At 43.6% G+C, this 21,450-nt stretch carries 23 protein-coding genes and 3 pseudogenes; 10 read left to right on the forward strand and 16 right to left on the reverse strand.

Annotated elements, in window-relative coordinates:
* Positions 1-35 precede the first annotated feature (35 nt).
* A complete protein-coding gene (locus G7083_RS14220) occupies positions 36-2,396 on the forward strand; it encodes an ATP-binding protein (protein ID WP_166015470.1) in 2,361 nt (786 codons plus the stop codon).
* 76 nt (positions 2,397-2,472) lie between these two features.
* Here the strand turns inward: G7083_RS14220 and G7083_RS14225 are convergent, their stop codons facing one another.
* Positions 2,473-2,910: a DUF2850 domain-containing protein gene (locus G7083_RS14225; RefSeq protein WP_166015471.1), complete on the reverse strand. Its 438-nt coding sequence runs from the start codon at positions 2,908-2,910 to the stop codon at positions 2,473-2,475.
* Between the two features lie 327 nt (positions 2,911-3,237).
* Here G7083_RS14225 and G7083_RS14230 point away from each other — a divergent pair, with 327 nt between their 5' ends.
* Positions 3,238-3,525 carry a pyrimidine/purine nucleoside phosphorylase gene (locus G7083_RS14230; protein ID WP_166015472.1) on the forward strand — a complete coding sequence of 96 codons (288 nt, stop codon included), beginning with the start codon at positions 3,238-3,240 and terminating at the stop codon, positions 3,523-3,525.
* 856 nt (positions 3,526-4,381) lie between these two features.
* Here G7083_RS14230 and G7083_RS14235 read toward each other — a convergent pair.
* Entirely contained in the window at positions 4,382-5,656 is a 1,275-nt protein-coding gene (locus G7083_RS14235) for an ABC transporter substrate-binding protein (protein ID WP_166015473.1), read from the reverse strand.
* Positions 5,657-5,988: 332 nt separating this feature from the next.
* Between G7083_RS14235 and G7083_RS14240 the strand changes: the two genes are divergently transcribed.
* Both G7083_RS14240 and G7083_RS14245 read left to right on the forward strand, forming a co-directional pair.
* Complete coding sequence (locus tag G7083_RS14240; RefSeq protein WP_166015474.1) at positions 5,989-7,995, forward strand: cellulase family glycosylhydrolase; 2,007 nt, start codon at positions 5,989-5,991, stop codon at positions 7,993-7,995.
* A gap of 184 nt (positions 7,996-8,179) precedes the next feature.
* Positions 8,180-9,330, forward strand: a protein-coding gene (locus tag G7083_RS14245) for an IS3 family transposase (protein WP_166015475.1) whose coding sequence is annotated in 2 segments (ribosomal slippage) — positions 8,180-8,423 and positions 8,423-9,330 — 1,152 coding nt in all. Because the reading frame shifts where the segments join, the coding sequence is not laid out codon by codon here.
* Positions 9,331-9,344: 14 nt separating this feature from the next.
* Here the strand turns inward: G7083_RS14245 and G7083_RS14250 are convergent.
* The 6 genes and pseudogenes from G7083_RS14250 to G7083_RS14280 form a co-directional block, all read right to left on the reverse strand.
* Entirely contained in the window at positions 9,345-9,602 is a 258-nt protein-coding gene (locus G7083_RS14250; protein ID WP_206212130.1) for a hypothetical protein, read from the reverse strand.
* Positions 9,603-9,823: 221 nt separating this feature from the next.
* Positions 9,824-10,225 (reverse strand): type II toxin-antitoxin system death-on-curing family toxin, encoded by a 402-nt coding sequence (locus G7083_RS14260; RefSeq protein ID WP_000351248.1) that lies wholly within the window; start codon positions 10,223-10,225, stop codon positions 9,824-9,826.
* A complete protein-coding gene (locus G7083_RS14265; protein WP_166015532.1) occupies positions 10,225-10,395 on the reverse strand; it encodes an acetyltransferase in 171 nt (56 codons plus the stop codon). Before G7083_RS14265 ends, G7083_RS14260 begins: the two co-directional genes overlap by 1 nt.
* 190 nt (positions 10,396-10,585) lie before the next feature.
* A complete protein-coding gene (locus tag G7083_RS14270; protein WP_166015476.1) occupies positions 10,586-10,999 on the reverse strand; it encodes a VOC family protein in 414 nt (137 codons plus the stop codon).
* Positions 11,000-11,183: 184 nt separating this feature from the next.
* The gene (locus G7083_RS14275; protein WP_001232701.1) at positions 11,184-11,501 is read right to left on the reverse strand and encodes a HigA family addiction module antitoxin; all 318 of its coding nucleotides are present in this window, start codon (positions 11,499-11,501) and stop codon (positions 11,184-11,186) included.
* A gap of 10 nt (positions 11,502-11,511) precedes the next feature.
* Positions 11,512-11,640, reverse strand: a pseudogene (locus G7083_RS14280) (type II toxin-antitoxin system RelE/ParE family toxin); the annotation flags it as partial.
* Positions 11,641-11,714: 74 nt separating this feature from the next.
* Here G7083_RS14280 and G7083_RS14285 point away from each other — a divergent pair.
* The 3 genes and pseudogenes from G7083_RS14285 (at position 11,715) to G7083_RS14295 (ending at position 13,958) form a co-directional block, all read left to right on the forward strand.
* On the forward strand, positions 11,715-12,023 hold the full coding sequence (locus G7083_RS14285) for an IS66 family insertion sequence element accessory protein TnpB (protein WP_166013938.1): 309 nt from the start codon (positions 11,715-11,717) through the stop codon (positions 12,021-12,023).
* 41 nt (positions 12,024-12,064) lie between these two features.
* Positions 12,065-12,364, forward strand: coding sequence for an IS66 family insertion sequence element accessory protein TnpB (gene tnpB / locus G7083_RS14290; protein ID WP_166013939.1), 300 nt, complete (start codon positions 12,065-12,067; stop codon positions 12,362-12,364).
* Positions 12,365-12,453: 89 nt separating this feature from the next.
* Positions 12,454-13,958 (forward strand): annotated as a pseudogene (locus tag G7083_RS14295) (IS66 family transposase).
* A gap of 35 nt (positions 13,959-13,993) precedes the next feature.
* Here G7083_RS14295 and G7083_RS14300 read toward each other — a convergent pair.
* The 3 genes and pseudogenes from G7083_RS14300 to G7083_RS14310 all read right to left on the reverse strand — a co-directional run.
* A pseudogene (locus G7083_RS14300) lies at positions 13,994-14,730 on the reverse strand (transposase); the annotation flags it as partial.
* Positions 14,731-14,819: 89 nt separating this feature from the next.
* Positions 14,820-15,119, reverse strand: coding sequence for an IS66 family insertion sequence element accessory protein TnpB (gene tnpB, locus G7083_RS14305; RefSeq protein WP_166013939.1), 300 nt, complete (start codon positions 15,117-15,119; stop codon positions 14,820-14,822).
* Between the two features lie 41 nt (positions 15,120-15,160).
* Positions 15,161-15,469, reverse strand: coding sequence for an IS66 family insertion sequence element accessory protein TnpB (locus G7083_RS14310; RefSeq protein ID WP_166013938.1), 309 nt, complete (start codon positions 15,467-15,469; stop codon positions 15,161-15,163).
* A 144-nt stretch (positions 15,470-15,613) separates the two neighbouring features.
* Between G7083_RS14310 and G7083_RS14315 the strand changes: the two genes are divergently transcribed.
* The 3 genes from G7083_RS14315 to G7083_RS14325 are packed head-to-tail and all read left to right on the forward strand — an operon-like array spanning position 15,614 to position 17,873.
* A complete protein-coding gene (locus G7083_RS14315) occupies positions 15,614-15,934 on the forward strand; it encodes an IS66 family insertion sequence element accessory protein TnpB (RefSeq protein WP_166013944.1) in 321 nt (106 codons plus the stop codon).
* Positions 15,931-16,284 (forward strand): IS66 family insertion sequence element accessory protein TnpB, encoded by a 354-nt coding sequence (tnpB, locus tag G7083_RS14320; RefSeq protein WP_166013945.1) that lies wholly within the window; start codon positions 15,931-15,933, stop codon positions 16,282-16,284. Before G7083_RS14315 ends, tnpB (G7083_RS14320) begins: the two co-directional genes overlap by 4 nt.
* A 59-nt stretch (positions 16,285-16,343) precedes the next feature.
* A complete protein-coding gene (locus G7083_RS14325; RefSeq protein ID WP_166013947.1) occupies positions 16,344-17,873 on the forward strand; it encodes an IS66 family transposase in 1,530 nt (509 codons plus the stop codon).
* Between the two features lie 546 nt (positions 17,874-18,419).
* Here the strand turns inward: G7083_RS14325 and G7083_RS14335 are convergent.
* The 5 genes from G7083_RS14335 to G7083_RS14360 all read right to left on the reverse strand — a co-directional run bounded on the left by G7083_RS14335 (position 18,420) and on the right by G7083_RS14360 (position 21,251).
* Positions 18,420-18,737, reverse strand: a complete 318-nt coding sequence (locus G7083_RS14335) for a HigA family addiction module antitoxin (protein ID WP_166015479.1) — start codon at positions 18,735-18,737, stop codon at positions 18,420-18,422.
* 10 nt (positions 18,738-18,747) lie between these two features.
* Entirely contained in the window at positions 18,748-19,035 is a 288-nt protein-coding gene (locus tag G7083_RS14340; protein WP_001162670.1) for a type II toxin-antitoxin system RelE/ParE family toxin, read from the reverse strand.
* A 229-nt stretch (positions 19,036-19,264) separates the two neighbouring features.
* Entirely contained in the window at positions 19,265-20,149 is an 885-nt protein-coding gene (locus G7083_RS14350; protein ID WP_095466730.1) for a hypothetical protein, read from the reverse strand.
* A gap of 142 nt (positions 20,150-20,291) precedes the next feature.
* Positions 20,292-20,909 carry a hypothetical protein gene (locus G7083_RS14355; protein ID WP_041051877.1) on the reverse strand — a complete coding sequence of 206 codons (618 nt, stop codon included), beginning with the start codon at positions 20,907-20,909 and terminating at the stop codon, positions 20,292-20,294.
* Between the two features lie 138 nt (positions 20,910-21,047).
* On the reverse strand, positions 21,048-21,251 hold the full coding sequence (locus G7083_RS14360) for a hypothetical protein (protein WP_001933740.1): 204 nt from the start codon (positions 21,249-21,251) through the stop codon (positions 21,048-21,050).
* Positions 21,252-21,450: the final 199 nt, after the last annotated feature.

The raw sequence follows: 21,450 nt of genomic DNA on the forward strand, positions 1-21,450 counted from the left end.
ATTTCCAACCCCATCTCGACAACAGGAGTGCATTGATGGCGATTCAGCATCTGCGTTTTGAGCAACTCTACCAAGTAGCAAAACTAGAAAATTTAGCGTGTAAGTCAACTAAGGAACTGGCTCCGATCGATCAAATCGTTGGGCAACAACGCGCACAAAAAGCCGTCGAATTTGCCATGTCGATTAAAGAAAAAGGCTACAACATCTACGCGATTGGCCACAATGGATTGGGTAAGCGCACCATGATTTTACGCTATCTCAGCCGCCATCAACATGATGCAAGTCAGCTGTATGATTGGTGTTATGTGGCTAATTTTGATGATATCCGCGTACCCAATGTACTCAAACTGCCCTGCGGGATCGGCCTTAAATTTCGCCAAGATATTGAAAAATTGATGAGTAAATTGGTAACGGCGATTCCATTAGCCTTTGATAACGAAATCTATTTTAGTCGTACCGAAAAGCTCAAAAACCAATTGACCCAAAAACAAGAAAGTGAACTGGCAAATATTACCCGTAGTGCCAAAGAGCGTGGTGTCAGTTTAACTTTGACTGCACAAGGAGAGTATCAATTTGTTGCTTTAAATGGTGAGGAGATGCACACCGAAGCGACATTTGATGCACTCTCCAAACGAGAGCAGGAGCATTTTTGTCATACCATCGATGAACTCGAAGTGAGCCTGCGTAATATGGTCCGTCAACTTACGGAATGGGAAGAGTCATACAGCGAAAAAATCAAAAAATTGAATGATGAAGTAACGCTGGATGTGATTACCCATTTTATCAAGCAGTTGAAATTGGACTATTCAAAACTCCCTGAAATCAAAGCCTATTTGACCGAATTACAGAAAGATATTGTAGAAAATGTCGATATTTTCTTAGATGAAACCAACGATCAAGGTGAAATCGCCAACGCCTCTTTGGATAAAAAACTTCCTCGCCGTTATAAAGTAAATCTATTAGTAAACCGTAATGCCGATGAATTCCCAATAGTGGTTGAAGAGAGCCCTAGCTATCATTCACTGTTTGGTTATGTGGAAACCGCGACCTACAAAGGGACCGTCTTCACCGATTTTTCCTTGATTCGCCCGGGTAGTTTGCATAAAGCCAATGGTGGTGTGCTGTTAATGGATGCGGTAAAAGTGCTTGAACAGCCCTATGTTTGGGATGGTTTAAAGCGCGCTCTGCGCTCACGTCAGCTCAGCTTCACCTCATTAGAAAAAGAAGTCACGCTAACTGGAACGGTATCACTTGATCCCGAGCCTATCCCGCTCGATGTCAAAATTATTTTGTTTGGTGATTATCGGACCTATGAATTACTTACTCATTATGATCCTGAATTTAGCGAACTATTTCGGGTAACTGCCGATTTTGCTGATGAAATGCCACGCAATGCCAATTCAGAGCTGCACTATGCACGTTTTATATCTAGCATAGTGCACGATGCCAATATGCTGCATTGCGATCGTAAAGCGATCGCTCGCATCATCGAACACAGCTCGCGCACTACCGGCGATCAAACGAAATTGTCGTTACATTCGGCACATATTGCCAATTTGCTACGCGAATCTAACTATGTCGCCAAGCAAGCCAACGCCAATCTAATCCGTCAAAGCCATGTTGAAGAAGCGTTACGTAACCAAGAATTGCGGGTCAATCGTCTGCAACAAACCATGATGGAGAGCTTCGTCAATGGAACTACGCTGATTCAAACCGAAAGCAGTGCAGTTGGCCAAGTCAACGCATTATCCGTGTTAGCCACTTGCGATCATGTGTTTGGCATGCCTAATCGGATCACCGCGACGACTTCCTATGGTGAAGGCGAAATTATTGATATTGAACGTAATGTGGATCTTGGCGGCAGCATCCATTCCAAGGGGGTAATGATTTTATCGGCTTATCTTAGTTCTGTCTTTGGTCGTACCGCACATATTCCGTTAACTACCACGATTACCTTTGAACAATCCTATGGCGGAGTTGATGGAGATAGTGCCAGCATGGCGGAATTTTGTGCGATTGTTTCAGCATTCTCCAAGCAACCCAATCGGCAAGATATCGCAATTACCGGCTCAATGAACCAATTTGGTGAATCACAACCGATTGGTGGTTTAAATGAAAAAATTGAAGGATTCTTTGATGTCTGCGCGATTAAACGTCGCCATAATAGCCAAGGAGTGATCATTCCTCGCTCTAATATGCATAACTTAATGTTGCGTGCCGATATTGTTAAAGCGGTGGAAAAAGGTGAATTCCATATTTGGGCAATTGAACATGTGACAGAAGCAATTGAGATTTTTACAGGAAAACCAGCAGGTTTGGCGACCGAAGATGGTAGCTATCCCGTCGATACGGTGTTTGGTCTTGCTCAAGCTAAACTGAATGCATTGCGTAAATAACCAATAAGTAAACTGACCAAGAGCCGTCATTGCAGGTCAATTCTAGGCTCAGTGATTGATGGTTAAGTAAGACATATTATTCATTAAAATGGTCGTATAATGCCGCGCGCCTAACCTGCGCGGCATGAGTGCCTTGATCATTAACAGTATGCTCATACCCTGCTCGAATAAAGCGTTGCAGCGGATGGATGGGCTGAAGACGTTTGAGCTGTGGAGAATTGACGTTTCCGGTCAACTCATAAATGAAGGTGCCGCTACCAGTATCAATCGTGATCTTCACACCATCAAATTTAAACTGAGTACTGATCAAACGATCATTACGAAACACGCCTTGCTCATTAAAACGCAAGACCTCGGTTTGATAGCTGGGAGCCCCAATCTCAATCCAAATTCCAAACACATGTTTGGGATTAACGTAATCTTGGTAGCTCACATACAGCAAAGTAGCAAATATGCTGCCTAAGATGACCAGAGAAGACCAAAATACCGTTTTAACGACCCATTTTTTTGCCATAAACTCACTTGATTGAATAATAAACACAATGAAAAATAAACTGTTATCCTTTAATGCAGAATAAACGATAACGACCTTTGCATTGATAATGTTGCCTCACCTCTCCCATCGCAAAAGCCATACGGTAAAAGCGTGATCTAAAGCGCAAATATATCGGTTAGTTTGGAATTAAATTCGCTTAATTGATCAGTGAGTGATGCCATAAAAGCGATTTAATTATGACCAGAGCATGGACAGGGGTTGAACAACTGATCAGCATAGGTTAAAAATCGGGTTCCACTAATGCAGTGGTATCACTTAACGCTCAACACTCAACAGGAAAATGGCATGATTAAGGAAAATGTATATTTTGATGGCCAAGTGAAGTCATTGGGATTTAAGCAACAAGATGGTGAAAGTACGATTGGCGTTATGGCTCCAGGCCACTACACCTTTGGAACGGGTGCGCCAGAGCGTATGACGGTGGTAAAAGGTAGGCTGATAGTTAAACGTGTCAATGACGCAGATTGGATCACCTTCAATAACGGTGAACGCTTTGAAGTGGTGGGAAATTCCTCTTTTGATCTACAAGTAGAGGTCGCAACTGCTTATTTGTGTGAATTTTTACCAGGCTAACAGTACAAATATGATGAGTTGAATGGTAAGAAACCGCTAAACTCTTCATAACAAAACTGCAGTGTCAACATTCTCATGGCTATTTTAGCTAAGCATACTGATCAATATGCTCATAATGATCTTCGCCAAGATCTGACTCAACAGCAGCTACAACCTCCACCCAAACCGCTACTAATACTCTGTTAAGCCACATCTCTCAACCCTGATTGTTTATGAAGATAAACGGATTTTACTGCGGGCAAGCATTGACTACGTATTATATGACCCGTCTTTCGTCAATCCTGATGGTATGTTTAAGCTTGCAGACCAACGAATGTATGCCGCTAAACGGCGACAGCTCATGCCCAAACATGTTTGATTTGCATTTTAAAAACCACCTTTTCGCATAATGCAAAAGCTTTCGCATTCTGTCACTCGATTATGTGCTTAGTTGTAATTAAACTGCCTGCAATTTGCCCTATAACTCTATTTTTAGGTCAATTTAAAAGTTGGCACACAAAGTGCATATATGAGTCCGACCCTTGTAAACCGAGGGTCACCTAGCCAACTGACGTTGTTAGTGAACAGTTTTGTTCGCACTTATAAATGGCCAATCACGCCTTTTGTGGTTGGTCTTTTTTTTGTCTGCCTTCGGTGAAGCAACCAAAGAAATCCAAGATAAAATTGGAGCGATTCAAAACACAAACCGCTTTAGTTCGCCAATTTCGCCGTTTGTAATACACGAGCTTAGCATCTTCAGTCAGCGATACTGACTCTATTTTCCACCAAACAATATCACAGCTAAAAAACGTGGTTTAGTGATGACAAAAAAAAGGCCGTTCCCCCCGAACGGCCTTGGCAACTTGCCAATATTATTTTATTTAACGATGCGTTGTTTGGCTCGATCCCAACGTGAATCTAATCTCTCAAGCGCTTCATCGAAATTTTTCGCAGTGATCACATCTTGAATATAACCACCTGAATAAAAATCGATTTTTGAACGGTTGGTCACTTCAATAAAGGTTGATGAGTTAACTGGTGTTTGGATCACCTTTGGCTCATAGCTCATAAACTCATTAAGCTGTTCCAATGAAGGATTTTTACTTTTCAGGGTAGGAATAAAGCCCGCAATTTTTTCAAAATCAGAATTTTCAATCAAAAATTTCAAATACGCTTTGGCGGTTTCTTTATTGTTTGAAAACTTACTGACGGCATAACCCCAGTCATGATTCATCTGTGCCTTAAGAACACCCGTTTCATCTGATGGGATCGGCATAAAGCCAATATTGTCTGAAGCGGCGCCACGTTCAATCACTTGCGGAATAACCCAGTTGCCGAGGTAATACATCGCGGCATCGCCTTTCGCGATCGCATTTTTTGAGTCTTCCCATGAGTTAGTCATCAAATCGCGTTCGGTTAACCCTTGGTCAATCAGTCTCTTCAATACCGTCAATGACTTGTTATATGCTGTATCTCCAGAAAATGGCTTATCTTGAGTGAGCATTTTTTCGTACACATCATTACTACCCTCGATCACCAATGGAAATTTATCCCACTGTTGGAGCGGCCATTGCGCACCAAAGTTAATGTAGAATGGGATTTGCCCATTGGTTTTAATCTTTTCAGCCGCAGCAAACAAACCTGACAAGGTTTTGATCGGCACTTCTACCCCAGCTTTTTTTAGCACCTCTTTATTATAAACCAGTCCCTCAACCGAGTTACCCATTGAGATACCGTATGCCTTGCCATTATTTTGCCAAGCATCGTAAAAATAAACATCGTTTTCCGCATATAGATCATTGAGTGGCTCATAAAAGTTGCCATATTGCTCGGAAGGAACCGATGGCAAAATTAACACTAGATCGCCATAGTCCCCGGTATTCATCCGTGGTCGTAAACCGCCTTGGTAATCAGCGAATCCAACCACTTTAACTTCCGTCACACTTGGGTAAAGCTGCTTAAATTCTTGCTCATAGCGACGATAGACACCCGCTTCAACCAAATCGGTTCGGTTGGTATAAAAGGTAATCGAACCTTTGACTAACTGTGGATTAATACCATTTGTGACTTCTGCACTAGCCACGCCTTGTACACCGAAGGCGACTGCACCAGCAAGTAATGTTTTGGTAATTGTAGGTACCAGTGATTTCATTCTCGTTCTCCATTCCCATCTCAGTCCAAGATGTGTTGTTTATCTATCTGATGCAATATTAACGTTACGATTTTCATTTACCAATGCGATTGTTTGGTTACGTGATAATCATCACCAACAGAATTCAGATCCTTGGCAAGGAAACAGATTAAATTAATTAATAACAATCGTTTACAAACAAATGAAGGCTAAGAAATAGGAATAGAACAAGCTCACAATTTCTGGATTAAATTGAGCCACAACACAAAATCGAAACGTTACCATTAATATCTTGGACTGTTTTAGCGACAATGGCGACAGCATTAATGATTGTGCATTTTTAAGGACGAGAGATGAAAAACATCCACTATTCACTACCCTTACTCACATTACTCACTGCTTGTAATGGGGTCAGCCATACCGCGGATACCACAATCCCGCTGGATAACATGCAACATTTTGTGGTGCAACAGGGTAATGCTTTGTTACTCGATGGCCAGCCATTTCGCTTCGCCGGAACCAATAACTACTATATGCATTATCGCTCCCACGACATGATTGATGCGGTTTTAGACGATGCCAAAGCCATGGGCCTAAACTCGATTCGGGTGTGGGGCTTTATGGAAGGAATTAGCCATGAGCACACCATGCAGGCTGAACCTGGCGTATTTACCCCTCCAGCAGGAGTGCACAGTGCGTTAGAAAAATTAGATTATACCGTGGCTCAGGCCAAAGCTCGTGGCATCCGAGTAGTGATTGCTCTCACCAATAACTGGGGCGACTTTGGTGGTATGCAACAGTATGTGGATTGGTTTAATGGTATCCATCATGATGATTTTTATACACAACCTTCGATTAAACAGGCTTATAAAGAGTATGTAAAACATCTGCTTGAACATAAAAACCGCTACACTGGCGTGATTAACAAAGATGAACCAGCGATCATGACTTGGGAACTGGCTAATGAACCGCGCGCACAATCCGATCCCAGTGGTGAACTCCTCTATAACTGGACAAAGGAGATGAGCGATTATGTTAGAGATCTTGCCCCTCATCAGTTAATTGCGTTAGGCTCTGAAGGTTTCTTCAACCATAAAGGTGCTGATGATTGGACCTACAATGGCAATGAAGGTGTCGATTGGGATCGGATTATCACCTTACCCAATATCAACTATGGAACCTTCCACCTCTACCCCGAACATTGGGGAAAACACAATTCTGAACAATGGGGCACACAGTGGATTATTGACCATGCCAACGCCGCAAAAAAAGCCAACAAACCGGCCGTACTGGAGGAATATGGCATTGGGCGCAATGAACCACAAAACCGAGACTTCATCTATCATAAATGGACCCAAACCGCTTATGAACAAGGTCTCGCTGGCAGTATGTTTTGGATCCTAACCAGCCTTGATTCTGATCAGCCTGACCGACTCTATCCCGATTATGATGGTTTCCGGATCCTCAATGACGGTGGCAGCACCGCAACGTTACTGACCAACCATTCAAAGCAGATGCGTGGCCTGCCCTACGAGCAAAAAAATAATGTATACCTTACCTATCCAGTAGAGGGGATGAAAGTATCTGAAACCACATTTACGGTTCGCAGTTACCCAATGCCAATCACTGGTAATAAAGTAGAACAAGTTCAATTGCGACTACCTGAGAGCGATCAGTTGCTTGAAATGACCGATAATGATGGCGATGGATATTACGAAGTCGAACTCAAGGCAGGCGAGATTGGTTATGGCGATAAGACATTGATCACCATTGCTAGTTTCACTCAAGGAGAGCGACAAACTGATCGTGCCAAAATCGAAGTTGATCGCCCAATCATCGGTTACGAAGTTGGTACCCGCTATGATTTTAACGACGGCACACTGCAAGGTTGGCAAAAAGAAGGAACTTGGCAAGCCAATTGGAAAAATCCCGCCCTACAGATCGCGACCGATTTGGGCAGCCCAATGTTACAGCTAAATCTCGAATGGTCCGGGAAGCATGACTGGGAAGAGCTAAAACTACGCAATTATGGCGTGGAAAGCTTCGGGCAGCATACGAAGATGCGTTACACCTTGTATGTTCCTGTCGCCGCAGGAGATCAGGGTGGTGTTCGTCCTTACGCTGCACTCGGTGACGGTTGGGTAAAATTGGATGCGGATAAACATCGCTCTCCAATTAACCAATTAGAGAAAGTACAGCTTAACGGCAAAACATTTTATAAACAGATAGTTGAAATTAATCTTGGCGATGTTTCAATGAAACTCCCTGATATCTTTTTATGTATTGTCGGTGACAAACTTGCACTCGATGGTTCTGTATTTATTGATGATATTGAGTTTTTAAAACCTATCTACAATTAGTCAATGTAACTCAGAGGATGAGCTGTAGTGGTCAAGTAAAATTGGCCACTACAAACCGCGTCATAAACCAACGCTGGCACATCTCTTTTCGCAAGCTGCTTCGCCAAAGGTATATTTGGCTTTGATCTGATCCAATACTTTTGGACACCACGCTAAGTGAGTAAAATGACTTAACGAGGTGAATATGACAACCAAAAATACCCGCAAGACCCACACTGCTGAATTCAAAGCAGAAGCCCTGAAACTCGCTGAGCGTGTTGGCGTTTCTGAAGCTGCAAAGCAGCTCAAAATCTACGAATCACAGCTTTATAACTGGCGCTCTGCCAGTGAAAAGAAATCGACAACCAGCCAACGTGAAGCTGAACTTGCTGCTGAAGTTGCCAAGTTAAAACGCCAGTTAGCCGACCAAACCGAGGATCTTGCCATCCTAAAAAAGGCGGCCACCTACTTCGCGAAGAATCAAAAATAGAACGATTCGAATTCATGCTTAAACACCAGCACCAGTTTCGCCTAAAACCAATGGCGACGGTGCTTGGTGTGACGCGAAGTGGGTATTATGCCTGGCGAAAATCAAGCAAGAAACCAAGTGCTCGCTTACTCAAGCAACACTGCCGTGATGAGCAAATCAAAGCAATGTTTGACCAGAGCAAGGAGCGTTCAGGTGCTCGGCGTATTCAAGTCGATCTCGCAGAAGAGGGAGAATGCGCGGATCTAAAAACCATCATAAACAGCATGACAAGGCAGAATTTAGTGGCTAAAGCCGCACGTAAGTTTAAAACAACCACTGACAGCGGTCACCAGCTTCCAGTAGCGCCAAACCTACTACAACAGAACTTCGATGCCACCAGTCCGAACCAAAAATGGGTCGGTGATATCACGTACCTGATGACAAGCGAAGGCTGGTTATATCTGGCGGTGATTATCGATTTGTATTCACGCGCAGTAATTGGCTGGTCGATGAATAATCGCATGACCGCTAAACTGGCTTGTGATGCGTTGACGATGGCGTTATTTCGTCGTGGGTCTCCAAAGGGCGTGATCGTTCATAGCGACCGCGGCAGCCAATATTGTTCACATGCATATCGAGATATTATTGAAAAACATGAACTTATCCAAAGTATGAGCCGAAAAGCCTGCTGCTGGGACAATGCCTGTGCAGAAAGCTTCTTCCATTCACTGAAGGTCGAAGCCATTCAGTACGAGCCAATCATGGACAGGGAAACCATGAAACAAACCGTGTTTGAGTACATAGAAGTTGATTACAACAAAACGAGAAGGCATAGTTCACTTGGCTATTTAAGCCCTGAGAATTTTGAATTGAAAAACAGTGCTTAGTTAAGTGTCCTGAGTTAACGGATCAGATCATGGTTTGATATTGGGGAAATACTGTTATCGATAATATATTCGATAGATATTTCCGGACGGCTAATTACTACTTCTGTTATATGTGCAACCCTTGCAAATTGAGGTCCATCACCATTTGTTTCTGTAACCAACAGTGCAGGATACTTTTTGATTTTGGATACATCAATCTGACCGTTAACGAAAAATTCATTCGATACAGGATCGCTTTCACTCACATAAAAACGACCATACCAAATCAGCATCAGGAAAAACCAAAAGCCAAATTGTGCAGCTTGAACGATAAAGGCTGAATTTTCAGAACCTTGTGCGTGAATTTTTGATGATTTTTCCTGAGAGAAACTAACGCCCGCTTAAGGGGCAGACAACGCTACTACCAACTTTCCGCATAACACCATAAGCACGAAACCAAACGCATGATAAAAATGCCACGCGTTGGCTGTCCCTCTTGAAGCGTTTGTTATGTTTAGAGAGCTGAATTTTGTTCTTTTGCGTATTGTGCGTAGAGAATGTCGGCAAAATCTGTTTCGTTGATAATGCCGATAACAAGATCTCGAACTGCATCCGCAAGTAAATCATTTTCCTGCGTAAGCTCAAAATCGTTAAGTGATAAATATTCAAGTGCCACAGCCAAACCTGTCCGTTTGTTCGCATCAGGTAGCGCATGTGAAACCGCTATACAAGCAGTGTATTTAGCAGCGATTTCAAAAACATCATCCAGTCCTTCATAAACGATGGCATTATCGATTCGACCTAATGCCCCCTGAAGCTTGGGAATATCAACTGCTCCTTTCATTCCTGGTTCTGTTTTTAGGATGAAAGCATTAATTTCGATCACTCGCTCAAAAGGAAAACAGATGATATCCATTACATATCAGCCAATTTAGTGAATGTCTTCTGATGAGTACGCAAAGCAAGTTTAGTTTCAGACTTCACAATTTGACGACCAGCATCACCAGTCAAATCAAGTTTTTTACTAGCCTTAATTTTCGGTCTTTCAACAGCATAAACGCCGTAAGCTTCAACTTTTCGATTCATATCACACCAACTATCAATAAAGGTTAGGCCGATTATAGCCCCAAAACGTGATAAAAAATATAACGCCCGCCTAAGGGGCTGGCAACGCATACCACTAAACTCAATCACAACAACCGAAACCACCGCGGCTCAATGGGACTGGAAACGCCACGCGTTGATAGTCCCTCTTGAGGCGTTTGTTATGTGCGTGCTATTGGTGAGCCCTGTTCAGTTGCAATAAATCCCATTTGTTTCCATAAAGATCTTGGAACACAACCACTGTCCCATACTCTTCTACTCGTGGTTCTTCGTTGAAAACAACACCCTTGGCCTTCATCAACTCATAATCTCGCCAGAAGTCATTCGGTTGTAGAAACAGAAAAACACGACCTCCAGTCTGATTACCTACAAATTGAGCTTGCTCTTCGGTACTTGCTTGAGCAAGAAGTAGGTTCGTTCCATTCGAGTTTGGCGGCGAAACTTGAACCCAACGTTTACCACCACCCAAATCGGTATCTTCAACCAAACTAAACTGAAGCTTTTTTGTATAGAACTCAATGGCATCATCGTAGTTTTCTACGACAAGTGCGATATTGCCGATTTGCTGTTGAACGACTTTAGACATGCTGCCTTCTCAATATTTCAAAAGTCGGATTCTACACTACTTCGAAATTTTTCGAGAAAACACATAACGCCCGCCTAAGGGGCTGGCAACGCATTACCACTAAACTCAAACACAACAACCGAAACCACCGCGGCTCAATGGGACTGGAAACGCTACGCGTTGACAGTCCCTCTTGAGGCGTTTGTTATGTACGTGCGCTTTGTTCCAGCGAAACAAACAACGGCTTTACAAACTTTGCTTCTTCTTGATAACGATTTCTCGTATCCCAAAGATCAACTGCATGTTGAATGTTAAGCCAAAATTCTGGTGTATTACCTAATGCCGCGGCTAACTTGATTGCTACCGGAGCTGTTAACACTCCGCCATTAATCAAATTACTCACCGTATTTCTGTGTACACCCATAGCTTCAGCGAGCGCTTTTGATGTGATGCCCATTGGTTCAAGAAATTCAACTTTTAACATTTCCCCAACGCTAACTGGACGACGTTTTGTCTTACGCATAGTCGTTACCTCAATACTTATGTGGGTCTAAGTAAGTATTTAGTGCAACACCATCAACCCACTGAAAAATCAAACGATACTGTTTGTTCACTCGAATTGAACACCAACCTTTAAGATTTCCTTCAAGATGTTCAAAACGTAAGCGCCTATTTAAACCCACCTACCAATAACTCAGCATTCTAGGCATAGTGATTTCGCAACCAAGGAGTCACTATGAACCAATCGAACAAAACTCAGTTTTGGGCAGAAATCATTGAGCAACAGAGCCAAACTGAGTTATCCATTGTCGCGTTTTGCAAGGCAAACCAACTGACGGTAAATACCTTTTACTACTGGCGCAAAAAGCTTTACGGGGGCGAACAGCAACAAGTGGTGCATCCTGTCCTGATAGAAGATAGCCCGAAAAGCATAGGGGAACGCCAGTCGGTTATGCTTTCACTACCAACAGGAATGACCGTTGAATTTCCCGCTAACATGCCAGCACACCAAATCCAAAACTGGTTACAGGCTCTGACGTGTTAACACCGAACTTGGGTATTTACCTGGTCTCGGGCATAACTGACATGCGCAAGTCTATTGATGGCTTGTCATTGATTGTGGCTGATGTGTTGGAAATGGATCCGTTCAGTGAAGCCTGGTTTATCTTCTGCAACCGCGGCCGAGACAAAATTAAGATCTTGTTCTGGGATACTAATGGTTTTTGGCTTTATTACCGCCGACTGGAGAAAGGTCGTTTTAAATGGCCTAAACCCAATGCATCTGGTCATATCGCTATCTCCAGACAGCAACTTCAATGGTTACTCTCTGGGCTTAATCTGGAACACCCAAAAGCTCACCAGCCCTTATATGGCATTGAAGTGTGAGCCAATACCATGATCGTGATAAAGGGCTTGAACGATCCTTTTACCCTGTCAGACTAACGGCATAATCCTGACCAAGAGCAGCCTGACTGATGAATCACCTTCCTGACGACGTAGAACAACTGAAAGCGATGCTGTTAGCGCTTCAGGAAGAAAACAAAGCGAAGGACAAGCAACTACAGGCCCAGCAAGAAGAAATGGCTGAGCTTAAAACACGGGTGGAACTTCTGCTTGAGCAACTCAACCTCAGTAAATCCAAACGGTTCTCTTCCCAGAGTGAAAAGGTGGTTAAAGGTACCTTCAATGAAGCCGAGCAGCAAAATGCACTGCACAAACCTGAGCCAGCTCATCATAAAAAAGGACGTAAACCGCTACCTGAAGAGCTGGAGCGAGAAGTTCAGGTTCACACTGCGAATGTTGTGGGCACGAATTACATAAATGTGGGGTAGAAACCTCTGAAGAGCTGAAGATCATCCCTCAGAAAATCAGTGTGATCCGCCATGAACGAACCAAATATGCCTGCCGTCAGTGTGAACATACCGAAACCAGCAGCAAGATCGTCACAGCCCCCAAACCCGCTAGCATGATCCCGAAAAGTATCGGTTGTCCAGAAACCTTCGCCGCCATCGTTACTGCCAAATACGTTGATGCGCTACCGCTGTACCGTCAGGTTGATATTCTTAAGCGAGGCGACATCGATATTAGCCGAGGTACGCTGGCCAACTGGTGTGTTCAGCTAGGGAACAAAGTTGACGTCATTATCGACCAGATGAAAGCCCGCTTGTTATCTGAAAGCTTAATCTGCGCAGACGAAACCACGGTACAGGTACTGTCAGAGCCAGGGAAAACAGCGCAAAGCAAGTCCTATATGTGGGTCTATCGCAGTGGCGAGTTCCATAAGTTACCAGTGGTTATCTATGATTATCAGCCAGGGCGCGGGGCAAACTGTCTCAACACCTTCCTTGGTGATTACTCTGGTTATCTGTTGTCGGATGGGTATCCTGCATATGACACTCTTAAAAATGTCACGCAAGCGGGTTGCATGGCTCATGCAAGACGTAAGTTTACCGATGCACAAAAAGCTCAACCGACCAAGAAAGTTGGCCGTGTAGAAAAAGCGCTAAACTATATCGGTAAGCTTTACGGTATAGAACGGGAGATTAGAGCACTAAGTCCAGAAAATCGGCGACAGATAAGGCAACAAAAAGCCAAGCCTATACTCGATGAGTTCCATAAATGGTTGGTCGGGGTCAAGGAAACACAACTACCGAAAGGCAAGCTCGGGATCGCCATCAACTATGCGATAAACCAGTGGCCAAAACTTCTTACGTATCTTGAAGACGGTAATATCAGCATCGATAATAACGTGACTGAGAGAGATGTACGTCCGTTTACCACGGGGCGCAAAAATTGGATGTTCTCAACTTCAGTAGACGAAGCAAAGGCCAGTGCAAACCTCTATAGTCTGGTCATGACTTGCCGTGCAAACGACATCAATCCCTACTTCTACTTCGTGCACCTGTTCAGAGAGTTACCGAAGCGTTCACCAAGCGATGATTTAACTGATCTTATGCCATGGAATGTAGGAATCAGCTAGGCTGAATACAGTCTCACTGGTTAACTAGGCGCTTACACCTGTACCGTGGTTTCGTCTGCGCAGATTAAGCTTTCAGATAACAAGCGGGCTTTCATCTGGTCGATAATGACGTCAACTTTGTTCCCTAGCTGAACACACCAGTTGGCCAGCGTACCTCGGCTAATATCGATGTCGCCTCGCTTAAGAATATCAACCTGACGGTACAGCGGTAGCGCATCAACGTATTTGGCAGTAACGATGGCGGCGAAGGTTTCTGGACAACCGATACTTTTCGGGATCATGCTAGCGGGTTTGGGGGCTGTGACGATCTTGCTGCTGGTTTCGGTATGTTCACACTGACGGCAGGCATATTTGGTTCGTTCATGGCGGATCACACTGATTTTCTGAGGGATGATCTTCAGCTCTTCAGAGGTTTCTACCCCACATTTATGTAATTCGTGCCCACAACATTCGCAGTGTGAACCTGAACTTCTCGCTCCAGCTCTTCAGGTAGCGGTTTACGTCCTTTTTTATGATGAGCTGGCTCAGGTTTGTGCAGTGCATTTTGCTGCTCGGCTTCATTGAAGGTACCTTTAACCACCTTTTCACTCTGGGAAGAGAACCGTTTGGATTTACTGAGGTTGAGTTGCTCAAGCAGAAGTTCCACCCGTGTTTTAAGCTCAGCCATTTCTTCTTGCTGGGCCTGTAGTTGCTTGTCCTTCGCTTTGTTTTCTTCCTGAAGCGCTAACAGCATCGCTTTCAGTTGTTCTACGTCGTCAGGAAGGTGATTCATCAGTCAGGCTGCTCTTGGTCAGGATTATGCCGTTAGTCTGACAGGGTAAAAGGATCGTTCAAGCCCTTTATCACGATCATGGTATTGGCTCACACTTCAATGCCATATAAGGGCTGGTGAGCTTTTGGGTGTTCCAGATTAAGCCCAGAGAGTAACCATTGAAGTTGCTGTCTGGAGATAGCGATATGACCAGATGCATTGGGTTTAGGCCATTTAAAACGACCTTTCTCCAGTCGGCGGTAATAAAGCCAAAAACCATTAGTATCCCAGAACAAGATCTTAATTTTGTCTCGGCCGCGGTTGCAGAAGATAAACCAGGCTTCACTGAACGGATCCATTTCCAACACATCAGCCACAATCAATGACAAGCCATCAATAGACTTGCGCATGTCAGTTATGCCCGAGACCAGGTAAATACCCAAGTTCGGTGTTAACACGTCAGAGCCTGTAACCAGTTTTGGATTTGGTGTGCTGGCATGTTAGCGGGAAATTCAACGGTCATTCCTGTTGGTAGTGAAAGCATAACCGACTGGCGTTCCCCTATGCTTTTCGGGCTATCTTCTATCAGGACAGGATGCACCACTTGTTGCTGTTCGCCCCCGTAAAGCTTTTTGCGCCAGTAGTAAAAGGTATTTACCGTCAGTTGGTTTGCCTTGCAAAACGCGACAATGGATAACTCAGTTTGGCTCTGTTGCTCAATGATTTCTGCCCAAAACTGAGTTTTGTTCGATTGGTTCATAGTGACTCCTTGGTTGCGAAATCACTATGCCTAGAATGCTGAGTTATTGGTAGGTGGGTTTAAAGTAAACGCGTCATAAACCCCACATTCTAATCAATCTCGGTACGCCCTAAGATCAAACCTCAAACTACAAGGAGATCTGAAATGGCAAAGCGGCGTACCGACCAAGAATGGCAAACCCTGTTCGAGCAATACGAATCCAGTCAACTCTCTCAGCGTGTGTTCTGCGAGCGCCATGATCTGAGTCTTTCGACCTTCTACGCAAAGCGTCAACAATTGCATTGCTCTGGGCAATCTCAAGCAGGTGGCTTTATCAAAGCGGAAGTCGTTGAAAAAACGACACGCTACCAGATGACTCAAACACCGATTGCCAACATGACATTATTTATTAATGACGTTGAACTCAGCATCCCCCAGGGAACACCTGCCTCGTATCTGGCAGAGTTAATCGGAGCACTGTCATGAAACGAATGCTGAGTGCTCCGAATGTTTACCTGTATCGGGAGTTTGTGGATTTTAGAAAGTCCATCAATGGTCTGGCGGCGATTATTGAATCTGAAACCGACTTACCATTAGGAAGCGGTGCGCTGTTCCTGTTTATCAATAAACAACGCGACAAAATCAAAGTCTTGTATTGGGATAAAACGGGCTTCGCTCTGTGGTATAAAAGATTGGAAAAAGCCAAATTCAAATGGCCCACTCAAGAGAAAAAACAGGTATACACCCTGACTCAATTTGACTTAGACAGACTGTTATCGGGCTTCACGATAATCGGCCATAAACCGATAAAAATAGACAATATTACAATGAGTTAATCTCGATAAAAGTCAGTTACACCAAGCCTTAGAGTGGCGTTTTTAGTATAATAAATGCCATGAAAAAGACGCCCGATATTAACCCAGAAAGCCAAGACATCGCCGAGCTTCAAGCTATGGTGAAAGCGTTGATGTCGGAGAAAAAGGAGTGGCAACAAGAGCGCCAATCCTTAATTGAGCAATTTAAGCTCGCTCTTGACCGCCAGTTCGCCAAACGCTCAGAAGCGTTAAAACCTTATAATGAAGCACAGGGTGACCTCTTCAATGAAGCGGAATGCGAAGCCGCTAAAGCTGAAGAGGAAGTTGTCACGACAACGACGACCACAAAACGCCGTGGTAAACGTCAACCACTGCCTAAAGACTTACCGCGTGAAATCCTCGTACTTGACCTTGATGAGCATGATAAGCAATGTCCTTGCTGTCAGCACACTCTCCATAAAGTCGGTGAAGACCGCAGTGAAAAGCTGGAGTTCACGCCAGCGGTGTTAAAAGTGTTGGAGGTTGTCCGCCCTAAATACGCTTGTCGTCAGTGCGAACAAAAAGCAGAGACGAGCCGTATTCACCAACAGCCTGCTCCAAAGAGCATCATCCCCAAAAGCTTCGCCACTGAAAGCCTGCTTGCCAACATTATCCTCGGTAAATATCAGTATGCGCTACCGCTGTACCGCCAGGAAACCCTGTTCACCCAGTCGGGTATCGAGTTATCGAGAACCACGATGGCAAGATGGGTAATCCAGGTGAGTGAAAAGTTCAAACCGCTTTATCAAGCATTAAAAGCACACTTACTTGAGCAAGTGGCGGTTCATGCTGATGAGACACCGCTCAATGTGCTCAAGGAAGACAAGCAATGTTACATGTGGCTATACTGCTCGGGGGCTGACTCGCCCGAAGCTACACTCCCTGACATGAAAAACATCGTCTTGTTCGACTATCAAAACAGTCGTGCGAGAGCTTGTCCCGTGGGCTTCCTGGGCGACTACTCAGGTTATCTGCAAAGTGATGGCTACGGTGCTTATGACGGATTAACCAAAGTTACCAATGTCGGCTGCTTCGCTCACGCACGTCGTAAGTTCATGGATGCGAAGAAGCTTCAAGGCAAAGGAAAATCAGGTAAAGCGGATGTGGCGTTAGCAAAAATCCAAAAGCTGTATGCACTTGAATCCCGATTAAAACTCGCTTCGGTCGAAGAACGTTGGTCTGAGAGACAATCCAATGCTAAACCCATGCTAGATGACCTCTATGACTGGTTAACCACGCAAAAAGTCATCGAATCGAGTCCTCTTGGAAAAGCCATCAAGTACACCCTGGGTCAGTGGCCTAAGCTGATACGCTATGTTGAAGATGGGCATTTATCTATCGACAACAACCGAGCGGAACGCGCAATTAAGTCATTGGTTATTGGGAGAAAAAACTGGTTGTTCGCCAACAATCCCAATGGTGCAGATGCCAGTGCGTTACTATACAGCATCATCGAGACAGCAAAAGCTAACGGGCTAATACTCTACGATTACATGGTGAAATGTATGAAAGAGTTGGCAAAGTCAGAGCCTGATATCGACTCACTGCTTCCTTGGAACTTCTCACATTAAAACTCGAACGCCCCGTGGGATCATGGGGCGGATACGGTTTAAATAGGCGCTTACATGATTTGAGATGAACAATCCTGCAACTTTCCAAGCCAAACTCATCGCGAATTGGCACAAAATTCCAATGAGGCAATTACACAAATCTGACAGCGCCAGCAACATTGCTTTTTCATTAGGCCGCGCAAAACAATGCCAAATTGCCGATGTGCTTTGGTGCCAATAAGCCAAAAAAGCCCGAACACTTAAAGCGATTTTGAGCCAGCGACATTGGCCTCACGCAAGCACAAAAACGAAATGAGGCAAATGCTCGACAATCAACGCGCCAAAAACATTGCCGGTTCATTAGGCAGCGATGAACAATGTTAAATTGCAGACAAACCGACACGAATTACCAAAGTAAACGTTCACCGCATGATTTAACTGGATTAAGCATAACGCCCGCTTAAGGGGCAGCCAACGCCACTACCAACTTGCCGCATAACATCGTAATCACAAAAGCCAACGCATGGTAAAAATGCCACGCGTTGGCTGTCCCTCTTGAAGCGTTTGTTATGTACGTGCGCTTTGTTCCAGCGAAACAAACAACGGCTTTACAAGCTTTGCCTCTTCTTGATAACGATTTCTCGTATCCCAAAGATCAACTGCATGTTGAATGTTAAGCCAAAATTCTGGGGTGTTACCTAATGCCGCGGCTAACTTGATTGCTACCGGAGCTGTTAACACACCACCATTAATCAAATTACTCACCGTATTTCTGTGTACGCCCATCGCTTCAGCGAGCGCTTTTGATGTGATGCCCATTGGTTCAAGAAATTCAACTTTTAACATTTCCCCAACGCTAACTGGACGACGTTTTGTCTTACGCATAGTCGTTACCTCAATACTTATGTGGGTCTAAGTAAGTATTTAGTGCAACACCATCAACCCACTGAAAAATCAAACGATACTGTTTGTTCACTCGAATTGAACACCAACCTTTAAGATTTCCTTCAAGATGTTCAAAACGATTACCCGGTGGAATTCTTAAGTCTGATTCAGCTTGAGCTGCATCTAAGATTTCCAGCTTCCGAAATAGAGCATTCTCTATGCTACTTGGAATTAAACGATGTCGTTTATCATCCTCGTAAAACTGCTCTAACCACTTATCTTTAAATTCTAATGCCATTGCAACTTGCACTGTCTCATTGTGCATCCATAGACAAAGACTAACGCATAATGACACTGTGCACAAGTTTGATTTGTAGGAAGGATTTCAGAAAAGTACATAACGCCGCGTTAAGGGGCAGCCAACGCTACTACCAAGTTTCCGCATAACAACGTAACCACAAAAACCAACGCATGATAAAAATGCCACGCGTTGGCTGTCCCTCTTTAATGCTTTGTTAAGTGCGAATTCATTGTACGCACTGAGCTAACAAATTTTCTTGGATACTAGTTGGTAAACTAATACCCGTCTGCTCTTTGATAACTTGAAGTGCATTTTCTAACCACTCTTTGTTATCATTTTTGTACTTATCTAACGCTTTAAACTCTTCAGGAGCGAGAACTTCGTAGAACCGTTCTTGCACGGTACCTCTCATGCCTTCGTAAACAAAGCTATCAATGAACTTGGTTAATGATTCAACTCTGTTTCTGAGATTGAACTCATTGATTGCTGCAAGATCATCTTTATGGATTTCATTTTGCCTAGCTTTTACCCATTCATAAAATTCTCGAACTTGATTGTGATAATCAGAAAGTACTTTTCTAATATCAAGCTCTTCATTTTCACGAATGTAGGCTTTTGCTTGAGATTTAATTTGACTAGATTTCATTAGCTCATCGCCAACTAGAAGAACCTTAAAAACAAATCCCTCATCGGACTGTGAATCAAAACTAAAGGAGGAGCTGATTGTTGGCAGTTTTTCGTGTTGAGAATAACTTCTCAAAAATTCTATGAATTTGCTAAGTGAGTTGTCCACAAAGCGAATTTTGACCTGATCTTCATATCCATCAAAGTTGATTTCATTCTTTTTATATAGTCTGCTATATAGAACTCGCGAGTGATCAATTAAGGACTTGGCTGCGCAAACATAGTTGTGCAACTTAAAACCAAGGTGAACTTGGCATTCATGTAACTTCCATCTATTTGTTATAGAGAAAAGTTCAACACCGACACGTTCATTACACATGAAGTCAATAATCGAAATCAACTCGTGATAGTTCGCTTCAAATAAAGCAAGCGAATAATCAAAGTGCTCTAGTAAGTCGATTCTTTGTTTTACTTGTTCAAATTTCAATTTTTACTCCTAGCACTTAACGCCCGCCTAAGGGGCTGGCAACACATACCACTAAACTCAATCACAACAACCGAAACCACCGCGGCTCATTGGGACTGGAAACGCCGCGCGTTGACAGTCCCTCTTGAGGCGTTTGTTATGTTTATTTTTCAGGGTGAACACCAATAGTTTTACGCATTTCGGATATCAAATATTCCTGTATCGCTGGTATTTCTTGTTCCAGATATTGGAAAACTTCTGCTTGAACTTCAGATATTTTCTCAAACTCTTCATCGCTTACACAAGAGCTAAGTCTTTGATCTAGCCTATTGTACTTAAGTACATTTTTGAATAGTGTTGAGAAAAATCTGTCTAGCTCTGTATCTATATGCTCAGGTAATAGGATCCTATGTTCTGCGTACTTAGATCGAATTTCTTGCCAATGAGGCATAAAATCTTTTCTTCTATCTGTACCAGATTTTGAGTCGTGTACCGCATAATATCGAGCTCGTTCTAACTTAAGGAGATGCTGATACAAATCGAGTATCGCATTTGCTTGCTTTTCAAAGATACCACCATAGGAAATTTGGAGCCTAAGACGATCTTTTTCTAGCTCAGACTTAAACGCCTCTACTTGTTTAGATGCGTCACTTTTGATTTTCTCTTTGAAATTAGAAATATCCTTATCTAAATAGTGTTTAAATAAAGAGCGAGCTACTAGCCCCAGCACTGTTAGAAAAGTGGCATTAGTAATTACGCTTTCAATTAACAATTTATCCATTGTTACCCTCAATAAACATAACGCCCGCCTAAGGGGCTGGCAACGCATTACTACAAAACTCAATCACAACAACCGAAACCACCGAGGCTCATTGGGACTGGAAACGCCACGCGTTGACAGTCCCTCTTGAGGCGTTTGTTAGGCATTTGCCAACGGCTGTAATCGTTCTGCTGGAATGTTCCAACGCTCACCATTTGCTGTTGACACTGATACTGACTTCTTATTGAACTTAACGACAACACATAGCTGAATAGTGCCTTTATCATCGACAAACTGCGCCGGCGAACCAAGTATGAACTCTTGCCTTTTGGCTTGAACTTCAAGTTCATCCAGATGCTCCAAACGAGCTACGATCCTATGATTTAACTCTATCAGTTCTTTTCGCGTTAACTTGCCTATGTCCATACTTAAAAACTCTACTACTTTGAATAATAAGAGCATTGTATCAGCTAAATTTGATAGTCGAACGATTAATGCCTAACGCCCGCTTAAGGGGCAGCCAACGCTACGACCAACTTTCCGCATAACACCGTAATCACAA

It is taken from the genome of Vibrio sp. HDW18, from assembly GCF_011306175.1.
Taxonomy (GTDB): domain Bacteria; phylum Pseudomonadota; class Gammaproteobacteria; order Enterobacterales; family Vibrionaceae; genus Vibrio; species Vibrio chanodichtyis.

Bases quoted from the DNA above. Each gene is read 5' to 3' on its own strand.
- G7083_RS14220 (WP_166015470.1), top strand. From the start codon at position 36: ATGGCGATTCAGCATCTGCGTTTTGAGCAACTCTACCAAGTAGCAAAA.
- G7083_RS14225 (WP_166015471.1), bottom strand. From the start codon at position 2,910: ATGGCAAAAAAATGGGTCGTTAAAACGGTATTTTGGTCTTCTCTGGTC.
- G7083_RS14230 (WP_166015472.1), top strand. From the start codon at position 3,238: ATGATTAAGGAAAATGTATATTTTGATGGCCAAGTGAAGTCATTGGGA.
- G7083_RS14235 (WP_166015473.1), bottom strand. From the start codon at position 5,656: ATGAAATCACTGGTACCTACAATTACCAAAACATTACTTGCTGGTGCA.
- G7083_RS14240 (WP_166015474.1), top strand. From the start codon at position 5,989: ATGAAAAACATCCACTATTCACTACCCTTACTCACATTACTCACTGCT.
- G7083_RS14250 (WP_206212130.1), bottom strand. From the start codon at position 9,602: ATGCTGATTTGGTATGGTCGTTTTTATGTGAGTGAAAGCGATCCTGTA.
- G7083_RS14260 (WP_000351248.1), bottom strand. From the start codon at position 10,225: ATGGATATCATCTGTTTTCCTTTTGAGCGAGTGATCGAAATTAATGCT.
- G7083_RS14265 (WP_166015532.1), bottom strand. From the start codon at position 10,395: ATGAATCGAAAAGTTGAAGCTTACGGCGTTTATGCTGTTGAAAGACCG.
- G7083_RS14270 (WP_166015476.1), bottom strand. From the start codon at position 10,999: ATGTCTAAAGTCGTTCAACAGCAAATCGGCAATATCGCACTTGTCGTA.
- G7083_RS14275 (WP_001232701.1), bottom strand. From the start codon at position 11,501: ATGCGTAAGACAAAACGTCGTCCAGTTAGCGTTGGGGAAATGTTAAAA.
- G7083_RS14285 (WP_166013938.1), top strand. From the start codon at position 11,715: ATGAACCAATCGAACAAAACTCAGTTTTGGGCAGAAATCATTGAGCAA.
- tnpB (WP_166013939.1), top strand. From the start codon at position 12,065: ATGCGCAAGTCTATTGATGGCTTGTCATTGATTGTGGCTGATGTGTTG.
- tnpB (WP_166013939.1), bottom strand. From the start codon at position 15,119: ATGCGCAAGTCTATTGATGGCTTGTCATTGATTGTGGCTGATGTGTTG.
- G7083_RS14310 (WP_166013938.1), bottom strand. From the start codon at position 15,469: ATGAACCAATCGAACAAAACTCAGTTTTGGGCAGAAATCATTGAGCAA.
- G7083_RS14315 (WP_166013944.1), top strand. From the start codon at position 15,614: ATGGCAAAGCGGCGTACCGACCAAGAATGGCAAACCCTGTTCGAGCAA.
- tnpB (WP_166013945.1), top strand. From the start codon at position 15,931: ATGAAACGAATGCTGAGTGCTCCGAATGTTTACCTGTATCGGGAGTTT.
- G7083_RS14325 (WP_166013947.1), top strand. From the start codon at position 16,344: ATGAAAAAGACGCCCGATATTAACCCAGAAAGCCAAGACATCGCCGAG.
- G7083_RS14335 (WP_166015479.1), bottom strand. From the start codon at position 18,737: ATGCGTAAGACAAAACGTCGTCCAGTTAGCGTTGGGGAAATGTTAAAA.
- G7083_RS14340 (WP_001162670.1), bottom strand. From the start codon at position 19,035: ATGGCATTAGAATTTAAAGATAAGTGGTTAGAGCAGTTTTACGAGGAT.
- G7083_RS14355 (WP_041051877.1), bottom strand. From the start codon at position 20,909: ATGGATAAATTGTTAATTGAAAGCGTAATTACTAATGCCACTTTTCTA.